This window comes from Spirochaeta lutea, from assembly GCF_000758165.1.
GTDB lineage: Bacteria > Spirochaetota > Spirochaetia > DSM-27196 > Salinispiraceae > Spirochaeta_D > Spirochaeta_D lutea.
Window position 1 is genome coordinate 26,551 of record NZ_JNUP01000049.1, and the last position, 14,068, is coordinate 40,618.

Annotated in this window: 11 protein-coding genes; 8 read left to right on the top strand and 3 right to left on the bottom strand. The window is 56.8% G+C overall.

All coding sequences use genetic code 11. The features are described from left to right. Positions 1-8 precede the first annotated feature (8 nt). Both DC28_RS06055 and DC28_RS06060 read left to right on the top strand, forming a co-directional pair. A complete protein-coding gene (locus DC28_RS06055; protein WP_037546902.1) occupies positions 9-644 on the top strand; it encodes a hypothetical protein in 636 nt (211 codons plus the stop codon). 158 nt (positions 645-802) lie between these two features. Then, a complete protein-coding gene (locus DC28_RS06060) occupies positions 803-2,050 on the top strand; it encodes an ABC transporter substrate-binding protein (protein ID WP_037546904.1) in 1,248 nt (415 codons plus the stop codon). Between the two features lie 129 nt (positions 2,051-2,179). On the opposite strand, the gene DC28_RS06065 is transcribed toward DC28_RS06060, so the two are convergent. Continuing rightward, positions 2,180-2,542 carry a hypothetical protein gene (locus DC28_RS06065; RefSeq protein WP_156104599.1) on the bottom strand — a complete coding sequence of 121 codons (363 nt, stop codon included), beginning with the start codon at positions 2,540-2,542 and terminating at the stop codon, positions 2,180-2,182. Between the two features lie 118 nt (positions 2,543-2,660). Between DC28_RS06065 and DC28_RS06070 the strand changes: the two genes are divergently transcribed. The 4 genes from DC28_RS06070 (at position 2,661) to DC28_RS15360 (ending at position 7,879) form a co-directional block, all read left to right on the top strand. Then, positions 2,661-3,554 (top strand): carbohydrate ABC transporter permease, encoded by an 894-nt coding sequence (locus DC28_RS06070; protein WP_037546907.1) that lies wholly within the window; start codon positions 2,661-2,663, stop codon positions 3,552-3,554. After that, complete coding sequence (locus DC28_RS06075; protein ID WP_202962960.1) at positions 3,551-4,432, top strand: carbohydrate ABC transporter permease; 882 nt, start codon at positions 3,551-3,553, stop codon at positions 4,430-4,432. Before DC28_RS06070 ends, DC28_RS06075 begins: the two co-directional genes overlap by 4 nt. 97 nt (positions 4,433-4,529) lie before the next feature. Beyond that, on the top strand, positions 4,530-6,323 hold the full coding sequence (locus tag DC28_RS06080) for a type 2 periplasmic-binding domain-containing protein (RefSeq protein WP_037546909.1): 1,794 nt from the start codon (positions 4,530-4,532) through the stop codon (positions 6,321-6,323). A gap of 8 nt (positions 6,324-6,331) precedes the next feature. Further along, positions 6,332-7,879: a sensor histidine kinase gene (locus DC28_RS15360; RefSeq protein WP_052078535.1), complete on the top strand. Its 1,548-nt coding sequence runs from the start codon at positions 6,332-6,334 to the stop codon at positions 7,877-7,879. A 6-nt stretch (positions 7,880-7,885) separates the two neighbouring features. On the opposite strand, the gene DC28_RS06090 is transcribed toward DC28_RS15360, so the two are convergent. Together DC28_RS06090 and DC28_RS06095 are read right to left on the bottom strand one after the other, a co-directional pair. Beyond that, on the bottom strand, positions 7,886-9,982 hold the full coding sequence (locus tag DC28_RS06090) for a methyl-accepting chemotaxis protein (protein ID WP_037546911.1): 2,097 nt from the start codon (positions 9,980-9,982) through the stop codon (positions 7,886-7,888). A 195-nt stretch (positions 9,983-10,177) separates the two neighbouring features. Beyond that, complete coding sequence (locus DC28_RS06095; RefSeq protein WP_037546913.1) at positions 10,178-12,271, bottom strand: FAD-dependent oxidoreductase; 2,094 nt, start codon at positions 12,269-12,271, stop codon at positions 10,178-10,180. 161 nt (positions 12,272-12,432) lie between these two features. Here DC28_RS06095 and DC28_RS06100 point away from each other — a divergent pair, with 161 nt between their 5' ends. Both DC28_RS06100 and DC28_RS06105 read left to right on the top strand, forming a co-directional pair. After that, the gene (locus DC28_RS06100) at positions 12,433-13,086 is read left to right on the top strand and encodes a deoxynucleoside kinase (protein WP_037546915.1); all 654 of its coding nucleotides are present in this window, start codon (positions 12,433-12,435) and stop codon (positions 13,084-13,086) included. 103 nt (positions 13,087-13,189) lie between these two features. Then, positions 13,190-14,011 carry a Cof-type HAD-IIB family hydrolase gene (locus tag DC28_RS06105; RefSeq protein WP_037546917.1) on the top strand — a complete coding sequence of 274 codons (822 nt, stop codon included), beginning with the start codon at positions 13,190-13,192 and terminating at the stop codon, positions 14,009-14,011. Positions 14,012-14,068 lie beyond the last annotated feature (57 nt).

A 14,068-nucleotide genomic window follows, 5' to 3' on the forward strand; every position in this document is an offset into this window, starting at 1 on the left:
AGGAGCATATGACTCAGACCACAATCCTGCGAACCCGGGATCCAAAGCATGTACGGGAATTCCTAAGCCTGGAACTAGTACCCGGTGAATCCCCTGACCGCCAGGAGCTTCGGCTTACGGATATGGAGGTTCGGGATGTGTTCCGTACCTGCCCCCTTCTCCAGGACGGTAAGCTCGCGACCCACCCTACACCGGAGAACCCTGTTCTCTATTTTAGAGACGGCTCAAAGATAGTCGGATCCAGGATCCTTGAACCCAGATCCGAAGAGCAACGGATTACCCGGGTCTACACCTATCCCGGGAGGGTGGCTACCGCGGTGTTGACCTTTGATCATCGCGGCCAGATGAAGGAAAACCGCCAGTACATCTCAACCCAAACCGGGAATTCGGTTAAGATTTTTCTGGATGAATCCTTGGTGGGATTTCTGCGTCATGAGGACCGGGCTGTTACCCTAAGCTATAAGGATGCCCAGGATCAGTGGGATGTTGAGGCTGTTGAGATTGAACATGGATGGCGATTACAGACCAGCATCAGCGGCACCCAAACCCAATTGGTCTTCGCCCGACCCGGTACGGCTAAACCCCTCGCCTTGGGGCTTCTCTTTCTGTTTACCCTGGGGTTCATACCCTACTACCCGAATTGAACCTGGACCTGTAGCCCCCACCCTCGAACCGGTACAAAAGTACCGCAAATTCCGAGAAAAAATGTGATAATTGTTACTCCCCGGATCAGAAAAGCAGCCATAGCATGGTACGTATCCGGGAAGAGAGGCCCGGAGAAAAATCCGAAGGAGGAACGGGTATGAAGAAGATCCTTACCCTGATGCTGGCCGTATTGGTGGCCGGCGCTGTGTTTGCAGGTGGAGGCCAGGAATCCGGGGACGATGGAACCCAGGAGCTGGTCATAAATTCGTATATGTCCGACCAGGCCCCCAAAGAGGCCTTTGAGGCTCTGGTGGCCGATTTTGAGGAGAAGAATCCGGGAATTTCGGTTACCGTGAACACCACGGCTCACGAACAGTTTAAGACTCTGCTGCCGAACTGGCTTACCAGCCGCCAAGCTCCGGATGTGGTAACCTGGTTTGCCGGCTACCGGATGCAGGCCTTTGCAGAACGGGGCTTGCTGGAACCCATTGGTTCCGCCTTTCCCAACAATGCCTTTGCAGCCCAGTTCCCCGATGCGTTTCAGAAGGCATCGAGCTACGACGGAGATATCTACTTTCTGCCCCAGAGCTGGTATTGGTGGGCGGTTTACTACAATACTGAGGTCTTCGACCGCTTGAATTTGAATCCCCCCAAAACCTGGGAAGAATTTCTCCAGGTCAGCGAAACCCTGAAGCAGAACAACATTGCACCCATCGCCATCGGCGCAAAGGACACCTGGACCGCCGGAGGCTGGTTTGACTATCTCAATTCCGCCATCAACGGGATGGATTTCCATGTAGACCTGACCGCCGGTAAGGTATCCTACACGGACCCCCGGGTCGTAGAAACCTTCCAGACCTTCGCGGATCTCAACCAGCGGGGGTACATTATGGACAACGCTACCAGCTACAGCTGGCAGGAAGCCGCTACCCTGCTGTTTAACGGTGAGGCAGGGATGTACCTCATGGGACAGTTCATTAAGGACGTCGCCCCCGAGGATGTAAAGTCCAAGATCGACTTCTTTACCTTCCCGAGCTTCGGCAGGTCCGGTTACGCCGTTGATACCCCCATTGACGGGTACATGGTTCCCAAGAATGCCACCAACAAAGAGGCCGCTATGAAGTTCATGGCCTATCTGGCAACCCCCGAAGCCCAGGCCCTCTTTACCGTGCCCCTGGGACGCTTGGCCGCGAATAAAAATGTACCGGTGCCCAACGAAGACGCCCAGAAGGGACTGGACATGGTTCTTGGCGCCGAGGGAGCCATGCAGTTCTACGACAGGGACGCTCCGGAGGAGATGGCCGCCAAGGGAATGAACGCTATTCTGGATGCTATGCAGAATCCTGGAGACATCTCCGAGATTCTGGCTAACCTTGACCGGGAGCGGGAGCGGATCTACCGGTAGGGGGGCTGTCCAGGGCCGCGGGACCGGGGTCGGGTAACGACCTGGAACCGGCGGCCTGGGGCATAAACCCCTGGGAAGGGGGTCCGGTTCGTCGGATTATGATCTGCAAACCGGGACCCTCGATCGTTTTTACTGCCTGGAATCTATGTTCCGGGCAGTGCCCTTGGAGGGGCGGCTGGAGCTTGCCTGGGGCCGGAATTTCCCGGTGGCCGAGGTTTCCGATGGCGGCTTCCGATGGCGGCTTCCGATGGCCCGGCAAATCAGATGGCTGGCTTTTCGGGTAGCCGGATACCCGCCGACGGGGAGTTCCCGGGCGGGAAGTGCTGGAGGCCGTAATATCCCGGAATCCGGTTGTCCGGGGAGGTCACCCGGGTCATGTATGGCAGACCACCGTCGTGCATGGCCGATCAGGGTGAGCAAGGCATCCATGGTCATTCGGGGCTTTCCGAGCCGGCTGCCGCTCCAAGGGCGGAATGCAACGATAGTGTGCAAAGGGCTGAAACTCTACGCCTGATATAACGGGGTTGCCAGCAATCCCGTCCCGGGGGGTAGGGATGCCGATGGGCATTGTTACAGTTTTTGCCCACTAGAAATGTAAAAGGGGCGAACCATGAAAATAGGAAAATTTACCGTACATAAACAACATCTGGCACCCTGGCTTTTTCTGGCGCTGCCCCTGGCAATGTACGCCGTGTGGGTCATTGTCCCGATTCTACAGAGCATGGTGTTCAGTCTTACCGACCGGGATAGTATCCTGTACGGCCGGCAGTACATCGGCTTGGGCAACTTTATCCGTCTGATCTCCGATCCGACCTTCCATTTGGCACTCAAGAATAACCTGTTCTGGATGATTGCCTTCGTTCTTCTGCCCATACCCATAGGTCTGGCCATTGCCATGTTCTTTAATCAAGACTTTCCGGGGGCCAAGCTCTTCAAGACGGCGTTTTTCATTCCCATGACCCTGTCATATGCTGTAATAGGCACCATCTGGGCATGGATCTACCACCCCGATTTCGGTGCCCTCAATTCCCTTTTTCGGTCCCTCGGGCTGGACAACCTGGCCATGCAGTGGCTGGGAGATAGGCGCTACATGACCGGGGCATTGATTGTGGTAGGGATCTGGCGCCAGGTTCCCTACGTTATGATCTTGTATGTGGCGGGGCTTAAGAACGTGCCGGTGGAGTTGGTGGAGGCCAGTATGATTGACGGAGCGGGCTGGTGGCAGCGTTTTGTCAGGGTGATTTTACCCATGCTGCGTCCGGCAACCGTAGTAGCCGTCACCATATCCATTATCGACAGCCTGAGAGCCTTCGACATCGTGTACGTCATGACCAATACCAAGGCCCGGGCGGCGGAGGTCTTGGCAAGTTACATGTATTCCAGCAGCTTCCAATACCAGGACTACGGGTACGGCTCTGCCATCGCGGTGGTACAGTTTGCGATTACCCTGGGATTCATCCTGGTTTACGTCCACAACACCATGAAGAAGGAGACTGAACTATGAGTACCCAAGCCCGGATCCAACAGCCCCGGTTCATGAAAAACCGACGCACCCAAAAACGGGTATTCCGCGTCGTCTTCTACCTGGGAGGAACCCTGCTGGTGGCCTTCTGGCTGATTCCGGTGGTCATTGCCTTCTTTACAGCTGCCAAGAGTATGGACGAGATTATGTCCAGTCCCCTCATGTGGACCCCCCCGGAATCCTGGACCTGGGAAAACTTCACCCAGGCGTGGCGGGATGCGGGAATGTCCCAGTACATGCTGAACTCGTTTATTGTGACCATTCCCTCGGTAGTGGGAACCCTGCTCATCTCAAGTTTGGGGGCCTATGCCCTGGCCTTTTACCGGTTCCGGCTGAATAAGGCCGTGCTCATACTCTTTGTTTCCGGCATGCTGATACCCTTCCAGATGCTAATGATCCCCGTTTTCCGGTTCTCCGACACCCTTGGGCTCATAAATACCTACGGCGGGGTATCCCTCTTCCATGTGGCGTTCCAGCTGGGATTCTGTGTGTATTTCCTCCGGAATTTCATGAGGACCCTGCCGTACAGTCTCATCGAAGCCACCCGGATGGACGGGGCCGGGGAGTTTACTATCTACCTGCGGATTATTATGCCCCTGGCTCTTCCCTCTTTGGCGGCTCTGGCCGTCCTGGAGTTTACCTGGATCTGGAACGACCTGTTGTGGTCCATCGTCCTCCTGCACTCCGATAAGGTAAAGACCATTACCCAGGGGCTGGCCAATATGCAAGGTGAGTTCATCACAAGCTACAATATGATCGCTGCGGGCTCCATCTTGGCCGCCCTGCCTCCCCTGGTAGTATTTTTGATCTTCCAGCGATTCTTTATCTCCGGGCTCACCGTGGGAGCTGAAAAGGGATAGTTCTTCCTTCCCCCGCCGGAGCGTGGGGTGGGGCGGGCTGCCTCTCCCGCCTTGCCTTCTCCGGGAATTTGGTTAACACTAAAAGAGTGGGGGATGTATGAAGGGTAGGAAGTGGATTCTGGTTTGTATGGTGATTCTACTGGCGGGTTGGACCGGATGTTCCCGAAATAACCAACCCGGCCCCCGGTCTACCCAGGATCTCCCTAGGGAGGCCCCGAATGCATACCCGAATTCGAACACCCTCGAACTAACTCCCGTCCAGGAATCTCTCGTCGCCAGGATACAGCAGGAGGGGGGATTGCAGGCTGCGGTACTACGTAGGGAGGAAGTGACCTCAACCATCATCAATGCCCGGACAAACCCCACCATGCCGGCAATCCGGCGTTTTAACCTGCTACTTCTGGACGAAATCTCCCGGCTTCTTTCGCTGCCGGTAACGATCAATGAGATCGGTATAACCGAGGTATTCGGTAAAGACGGGGTCATCCCGAAGGATGTCCGTTCGAATCCCCTCATTAGCTACACCCCGGATGTATTTCTGAATAACCATATCCTGGTGGGGAGTGTGACCCCCCTCCCATGGAGGACCAGGCTGATGGGATTCGTTCCGGTGGTGCCCTCCCATGTGGTTGTCCTTGCCAGGGAAGAGTTTACGGGGACCAGGGTCTCCGAGTTGGGTTCCCTGGGGATGGTTATTCCCCCCGGTTCAAGTTATATGGAATACTACAACCGCCTCTCAGAGATTCACGGATTTGAGCCGAACCTACGGATTGCCGGTGAGGATTTTGTACAGCAGGTTCTCGACGGCCGGGCTGATGCGACCCTTACCGATGCCATTGAAGCGGTCGGACAGCTGCGGCTGCATAGCGGATTAACTATGTTGGAGGGGGTCACCAATATTCAATACGAAAGCTGGGCTGTTCCGAAGGATGCCCTGGAGCTGAATAACCTTATCCGCCAGGCCCTGGACCATCTCAAACGGGCCGGTCTGTTTGATCAGTTGTTTTTACGTAGTTTCGGTTTTGATCTAAAGACCTACCACATGATGATCGGGTTCCGTCCGGAGGATGATGTGAGTCAATTATCCCTCACCCTGGAGGAGCTGGACTATATCCAGGGTCTGCAATCCCGGGGAGGAATCCGGTATGCCACCATGGTGAATCCCGAGGGCTACCTGCCCCGGGAGGACGGCAGCATAACCGGCTTTGATTACAACCTGGCAATCTCCATGGCCCGGGTGCTCGGCTTGGATTGGCAGTTCATTGTCCTTCCGGACATTCAGGCCTTCTTCACCCACGATGGAGAGTTTGATCCCCGGGTTATGCAGGGGGCGGGGGTCTCCTATACCCCGGACATCTTCCGTCGAGCCGATGTGCTGGTGGCACCCTTTGCGGTGAATGAGTGGCGTCAGCGCCTGGCCCGGTTTATCACCCTGTACCCGGCGGGTATTGCCATAGTGGGTTCCCATGCCCAGGATATTCGGGAATTTACCGATCTGGAGGGCTTACGGGTAGCCCTCCCTCCCGGCGGGTTTCAGGAGCCCTTGCTGGAGCAGCTGGGGGCGGAGCACGGATTTTCGGTAGAGTATGTGTACTATCCCGCTGAACAGGATGTCTTTGCCCTGCTCAGGGCGGGCAGGGCTGATGTCACCATCGACGGTACGGTGTTTCTTGCCCGGGGGATGCAGGAGATTCAGGGATTGTCGATAGCGCCCCTCTCCCTTTCGCTGGTCCCGGTGGGTTGGGCTGTAGCGCCGGAGAATACAATTTTGGCAGGGATCATTGAAAAATTCCTTCAATTGTCCCTGAGCACCGGGAGTTTTAACCGGTTTTGGACCGAGGCCCAGGGGGTTGATTTTGACTATTACCTGCGGCTTGTTTCGGGTACCTAGGGGGTGGTATGAAGATTCGTAATCAGCTGCTTCTTACCTTCATTCCCCTCGTGGTGCTGCCGGTGGTTACCATCATAGGGTTGTTTTCCTGGATTTTTACCGGGAATCTCCTCGATCAGGAGGGAGACGTGCTCCGGGCCCGGAACCGGTTATTGGTCCGGGAGATCGAGTCCCAATACGCAAGTCTCCAGGCCTTGGGGATTCATGAGGTTCCCTTCTACCGTGACCGGATGATTGAGGCCTTGGACTCCCAGCTGGGAGAATCCTCGGTTCCCGGAGCGGGCTACCTGATTGTCGGGCAAGATGGGCAGATACTGGGGCCTAAGGTCTTTCAGGATAGGAGGCTGTCCCCGGAGCACCTGACCCGGCTATTCGGAACTCGGCGGTTTACCCAGTGGGACGGTCTGCCTTGGGATCCGGACCTTGGGGCCATGTTGGCCTACTGGGATCAGGTGGAGCATCCGCCCTGGCGGGTTGTATCCCTCCAGAGCCGGGTTAGGGTTCTACAGCCCATCCGGGACGGAATGGTGTACACCGGGCTCATTGGTCTTGGTGCGGTGGGGCTAGCGATTATCGGGGTATTGGTAGCTGCCCGCCGGGTTTCCCTCCCCTTGATGGAGCTGACCGCTGCCGTAGGCCGATTTGACGGTACTCAATTAGAAACCGACAGCACAATAGGGTATCCCGGTGAGGTCGGGGTATTGGCCCGGGAGTTTAACCGCATGGCCCAACGACTGACCACCTTCACCCAGGATCTGGAAGGCTTGGTTCAGAGCAAAACCGAGGACCTGGAGGTGACCCAGGGGCAACTGGTGCAGGCTGAGAAGATGGCAAGCCTGGGACGCCTAGTGGCTGGATTTTCCCATGAGGTTAATACCCCCCTGGGAATTGCCGTCACTGCCAATACCCATGCCGATGAACTGTTACGGGAGATTCGTGCCCTGGTATTGTCTCCGGAGGTGAGTAAAACCAGATTGCTTGCCCTGCTCGACCGGGCAGGAGAGTCCTGCGGGCTGACTACCCAGAACCTAGAACGCAGTAATGCCCTCATTCAAACCTTTAAGCAGGTAGCCGTGGATTACCACGTTGAGAAACCCAGGGTCATAGAGGTGGAGGAGTTTCTCCAAGAGATTACCCCTTCTCTCCGGGCTTTAATCCCCTCGGACCTTGTTACGATTCAGATTTCCTGTCCTGGCGAGCTGAATCTGCGGACCTACCCGGGGGTGCTGTGGCAGGTGCTCAGTAACCTAACCCAGAATGCGGCTATCCATGCCTTTGATGGTCAAGAGGAGGGTTCCATCGGTATTGCAGTGTCCGGGGCCGGACCGGCCGGGGTTGAAATCCGGTTTCTCGATAACGGTATCGGGATTCCCCCGGAACTCCGGGATCAGGTCTTCGAGCCCTTCTTTACCACTAAACGCTCCCAGGGGAGCACCGGGTTGGGCCTTCACATCGTCTACAATCTCATCACCCAAAAACTCGGGGGCAGTATCCGCATTGAATCTCCTGAGAACCAGGGTACCTGTTTTGTGATTGGTATTCCGTCCCTAGCATAGCCATCCCTAGACAGTGAACCGGTCTACTTCGTGGGTAATTTTACCGATCTGCCCCGAGAGAGAACCGATATTCTCGTTCAAATTGGTCACCGCCGTGGCTATTTCACTGGCACCCTGGGCGATCTCGCCGATGGCAGAGGTAACGGTAGAGGCGATATCCTTGTTCTCGGTGTTCATGGTATTCAGGTCCGTTACCGCTGAACTGATGCGGGTGCTACTGTCATTTACCTCGTTGATGGCGTCCCGGATGGATACAATGGCCTTGGTAATCTCTCCCATACCTGCGGAGAGTTCGGTAACGGTAGAGTTGATTTCCTGGAAGGAGATTACCACCTGGCCGGTGGAATCATCTACCTGATCGAACACCTGGCGTGTCCCTTCAAAGGCGGAGGAGATTTCATGAATCTGGGAGACGCTTTGCTTCAGGGAGTTCTGGATGGTTTTGGCATTGCTCGCGGAGTTTTCCGCGAGCTTTCGGATCTCATCGGCCACCACAGCGAAGCCTCGTCCCTGGTCTCCCGCGTGGGCGGCCTCTATGGCGGCGTTCATAGCCAGGAGGTTGGTTTGGGCAGCGATGGTGTTTATAACCGAGGCGGCAGAGATCATGGTATCGGTTTGTTTTGACAAGGTTTCTACTAATTGGCTGACCTGGTCTATATCCGTCCGTGTACGGTTTACCACTTCGGTCAGATCCTTGCTCTGGGTAACCCGGGTTTCTACCATGGCATTGATGCTGTTAGCCTGGGCATTGATCTGTTCAACCGAGGCGGTGGTTTCTTCGATAGCAGAAACCTGGGTATCCACCTGGGTGTGCAGCCCCGAAAGGGAATCGCTGATCTCATGGATGACCGAGGCTGTCTTTTCAATATTATCCGAGAGGTTGTGAATGGTATCCTTGACCGAGGCGATATTCGCGCTGATCTGGGTGATGGAGGCTGAGCTTTCCTCCGATCCGGATACTATTTCATCTTTATTGGCTGCCATGGTCCGGCTTCCCTTCTGGACGGTGGAGATTATTTCCCGGAGTTTTTCCATGAGCAGGTTGAAGGCTTCTGCTAACAGCCCGGTTTCATCCCGGGAGTGAACGGCCAGGGTTTGGGTCAGGTCGGCCTCACCCTGGGAGATTTCTGCCAGCTGGTGCTGGACAAGACGGATGGGTTTTACGATTCTGCGGACTACCAGTAGGACCGTAAGGATGGTTATTGCCAGACCAACCAGGGTTGCGGCCAGGGTAATCATGAGGCTTCGGTTCAGGAAGGTGGTGAGGGTCTGGTTCGGTATCATGGTTACCAGGGAGTATTCCGAATCGAGGATCTGGTTCGCACTTACCAGCAGGGTGTTCAAGCCGATGCGCGCCTCGGCATAGTTCGTTTCCAGGAGGTCCTGGATAACCTGGGTGTTCACCAGAGAGGATAGGTTCTGCCCCGGGTAGTCCGGATTATTGGAGATGAGGATGGAGCCCTCCCGGTCTATGAGGGTGATGATGGTATCCGAATCGTTCCCGGCGTATTCTTGGAATTCCCGGGCTAGACCGGTTACCTCAATACCAACCCCGGCAACACCGATGGCCCGGCCGTTTCGGCGCATGGGGACGTTGACAAAGAGGGATGTTTCTTGGAGTTGGGAATTATAGTCGAGGTTTAGGATGTATTGCTGGGTGCTCTCCAGGGCTTGGTAGAACCAGGAGTCGTCGGGATCGTCGGGGCTGACTACCTCAATGAGTCTCTCGCCGTCCGCCCAGTAGTTTCCGGTTTGGACCCCTACCAGGAAGGTGGTGAAGTAGTCAAACCTGCTGGTCAGCATATCCAGATGTTCCAATACCAGTGCCCGGGTTTGGGGCTGGGATTCCGGTTCTCCAGCGGCAATCCAGTCTTGGATAAAGGGGTTTTCAGCAATGTTCCGGCTGCTTTCAATGGCCCGGGCTACCCGGACCTCTACCGGTGCTGCCAGGGTGCCGCTGATACTACGTAGGTAGGCGGGTTTTATGTCCTGGTTATAGACCCGTGAAGTAAAAACGTAACTTCCGAACCCCGCAGCCAAAATACCTACCAGCACAATTGCAGCTGTGGGGATAATAATCTTCGTGAGTATGCTGTTTCTCATATCTGCCCCCTGATTCTAACTATAGTGGATGGCCGGGGTATTGCAAGGTGGGGGGCAAGGAGGTTTCTTTCGGGTTAAGGTGCGCAAAAGGCTGTACCGTTCCGTATCGCCAATACCACTCCTGGGCCGGAGCCCGGTACAGACCGCTATATCCGGGGTCGATTACAGCCCTTTGCGCGTTACCGATTTATCCGGTTACCGGCGATTGTGAGACAGCATCTCCATGAGGCTGCCGCCGTTCTCAACCTGGGTGAAGCCCAATTGGCCCAGGAGCATTTGGGCGTAGGAACTCCGGGCGCCGCTGGCGCAGTAGACGATGATTTGCCGGTTTTGGGGCTGGAGTTCGGTGTAGCGGCTGGGAAGTTCGTTCAGGGGGATGTTTAAGGCGCCGGGGTAGGCGCGCATGGCGAATTCCTCCGGGGTGCGGACGTCGACCACCAGGGGGGCCGGGGTATCCGATGCGGTTTTGCTGGAGGACGGGGCGTTGGAATCACCCTGGGATGGGGTTCCAGCCTGGGAGAGCAGATCATCCATGGATGGGGCCGATGCCATACAGGGGCTTGAGACCAGGCCTTGGGAGAAGTTGATGGTCAGGGCGCTGTAGGGCCGAACCTTCGCGTGACGCTCGATACTGGTGAATCCTCCGAGGATGTTCAAGACCCGGGTGTAGCCCCGTTGTTGGAGGATTCGGAGGGCCAGATGGGCTCTGTAGCCCGAGGCACAGTGGACCAGGATGCGCTTGTTCCTGGGCAGGCGGTGCAGGTTTTCTCTCAGCTCGTCCAGATCGATATTGAGGACGCCGTCGATATTACCGTCTTCGTATTCCTCCCGGGTTCGAACATCCAGGATCAGGTCGTTGTTCGGGTCATAGGTTTCTTCCAGTTCCTCGGCGGTAATGGCCGGGGAGCTCTCCGAGAGGCGGTTCTGAGCTACCATGGCAGCGATGTTCACCGGATCGTTGGCGGAGGAGAAGGGGGGGGCATAGGCCAGGTCCAGTTCAGCCAGATCGTGAATGGTGAGCCGCCCGGTGATGGCCGAGGCGATGACGTCGATCCGTTTATCCACGTCTGCCCCGGCAGCCTGGGCTCCGAGAATGAGGCCGTCGGGGATTCGGTAGGTCAGTTTGAGGGCGAGGTCCCGGCTTCCGGGATAGTAGCCGGCGTGGTTTCCCTTGTGAATGGTGACCGCCTGGGCTGGGATGCCCGCTGCCGTTGCCTGGGCCATGCTGATTCCCGTGGATGCGGCGTTTTGGCCGAAGAGTTTTACCACGCTGGTGCCGATGGCGCCTGAGTAGCCCTTCAGGGGGCCGCCGGAGAGTTGTGCCAGGGCATTGGCGGCTGAGATCCGGCCCTGGCGGTTGGCCGGGCCGGCCAGGGGTAGCCGCTGGTTCAGGCCTGTCACCCGGTGGGTGAGCTCAATCATGTCGCCGGCGGCGAATATTGCAGGGTCGCTGGTTTGCAGATACTCGTTCACGAGGATTCCTCCCCTCTCGCCCATGGCCAGGCCGGTTTTCTTTGCCAGTTGGAGGGTGGGGGCTACCCCCACGGAGAGCAGGACGATATCCGCAGGTACCTCGGTCTTATCGTCCAGGATGACGGAGTCTTCGCAGATGGCCTCTGCCCGGCGGCCGGTGTAGAGGGAAACGCCCTGGTCGCGGAGTTCATCTTCCAGGACCGCTGCTATTTCATCGTCCAGGTGGGCCATGATGTGGGGGGCCATTTCAATGACCGATACTTCCATGCCGCGATGACTCAGGGCTTCGGCCATTTCAAGGCCGATGAACCCGCCCCCGAGAACCGCCGCGGTTTTATTGGATTCGTCGGCGATGGCCTGTTCCAGGGCGTCCATTTCGGGAATGGTCCAGAGGGTGTGGACATGGGGCTGGTCGGAGCCGGGCAGGGAGGGGCGGATGGGCCGGCCGCCCTGGGCGAGAATAAGGCTGTCGTAGTGAAAGGTTAGTTCTTCCGAGATACCCTGGTGGCCCTCGGTCCGCCGGGCGGTGAGGACCTTATTGGTGGCATCGATGGCTACGGCCTCGGTATTGATGTGAACTGTGAGGTTGTACCGTTGACTGAATTCTTCGGGTGTCTGGAGAATGAGTTCCCGGCGGTCTTTGATCTCCCGGCCAAGGTAGTAGGGGAGTCCGCAGTTTGCGAAGGAAATATATGGTCCTGCTTCTAGGAGGGTTATTTGGGCGTTTTCGTCTTGGCGGCGGGCCCGGGCTGCAGCGGTGGCTCCCGCGGCGACTCCACCGACGATGAGTATTCGTTTTGGTTTGTTCTGGTTCATGGTTTGCTCCTTACCTGTAGCCGGGTGACTATCCGGCGGCGTTTGTTTTCTTAATCGTGATTTCATTATATATAAAAAAGCATATATAATCAAGGGACGATGAAAAAAAATGCCGCCGGGGGCTTGGCCTTGATGGACCCCCGGGGGCATACTGGGATTCCATGGATACCAAGAAGCATATAATTGTGGCCGGTAATATCGGAGCGGGGAAATCAACCTTGGTGGAGGAACTGTCCAGGGCCTTGGGATACGTGCCGTATTTCGAGCCGGTACAGGAGAATCCCTATTTGGAGGATTTTTACCGGGATATGCCGCGCTGGGCGTTTCACTCCCAGATATACTTTTTAACCCATCGGGTTCAGTCTCACCATGTTCTGGCACAGCAGCCCCGGCCGGTGGTCCAGGACCGGTCGGTGTACGAGGACGCCCTGGTTTTCGCCAGGAATCTTTTTCTTGGGGGGATGATGACTGATCGGGATTGGAAGACCTACGAGGGGCTGTATCAGACGGTCACCCAACTGTTGCCGCCGCCGGATCTGGTGGTGTACATCCGGGCCTCGGTGGCCACCTTGGAGAGGCGCATTGCTAAGCGGGGGCGGTCCTTTGAAGAGGGGCTCGATCCTCAGTATCTGGCGGGGCTGAATGATTTGTATGAGCAGTGGATCGGGGGATTCTCCTTGGCTCCGATGATGGTTATTGAGGGGGATGAGGTGGATTTTGTAGAGGATTCCCGGGCCATGACGCCGATCCTCGGGGAGGTGCGCCAGCGCCTGGCCGGGTCCCAGGGATTATTGTTTGGCGAAGAGGGTCGATAGGGCCCATGGAGCGGTGTGCGGGTTTTCCCATGTTCCCCGAGGCCGGTCTCGTGGACCTGACGTGGGAATCACCCGTAAGAATGAAATGGCGGAGGAACCAAGAATGAAGACCCTTGAGCCCATCGGGCTATTAGCATTGGATCTGGATGATACCCTGCTGAATCACGATTTGCAGATTTCCCGGGAGAACCATGATGCCCTGGTGGAGGCCGAGGCCCGGGGCGTTCGGGTGGTGTTGGCCTCCGGGAGAGGCCCCTATGCCATGCGCTCCTTCGTAACGTACCTTGAGATGGATCAGCGGGAGGGCTACGCGGTGACCTTCAACGGCGCCTTGGTGCGTAGGACGGATACCGGAGAGGTGATTTTTTCCGAGTCCTTGGCGGCTGATTTGGCGGAGGATGCCATGGCCTGGGCGGTGGAGCGGAATCTTCCTGTTCAGACTTACCGGGATGATACCATTTATGTGACCTTTGAGACGGAGTATACCAGCCTGGACGCACGGCTGACCCACATGAAGCTCGGGGTGGCCAGTCCCCGGCAGATTCTGGATTGGCGGCCGGTTAAGTATGTGATTCCCGGGGATCCCGAGGAGTTAGCCGAGCGTGAGGTGGAACTCCGGGCGTACCTGGGAAACCGGGCCAACGTATTCCGTTCCAAGCCCTTCTTCCTGGAGGTCATGGCACCCGGGGCGGATAAGGCCCACGGGCTGCGGGCCCTGGCGGAGCATCTGGGGGTGGATCGCCAGGAGGTGATGGCCATCGGTGATGCGGGGAATGATGCAGGCATGCTCGGCTGGGCGGGTTTGCCTGTGGCTATGGCAAATGCCATTCCTGAGGTAAAACAGTTGGCACGGTGGGTCACCACCCGGGATAATGATAACGCCGGTGTGGCCGAGGCCGTGCGGCGCTTTATTTTGGGGGAGTAGCATGCGGGACTTACCAGGGTAATCCCGCATACTCTACCGAGGGCGCAAAAGCATGGT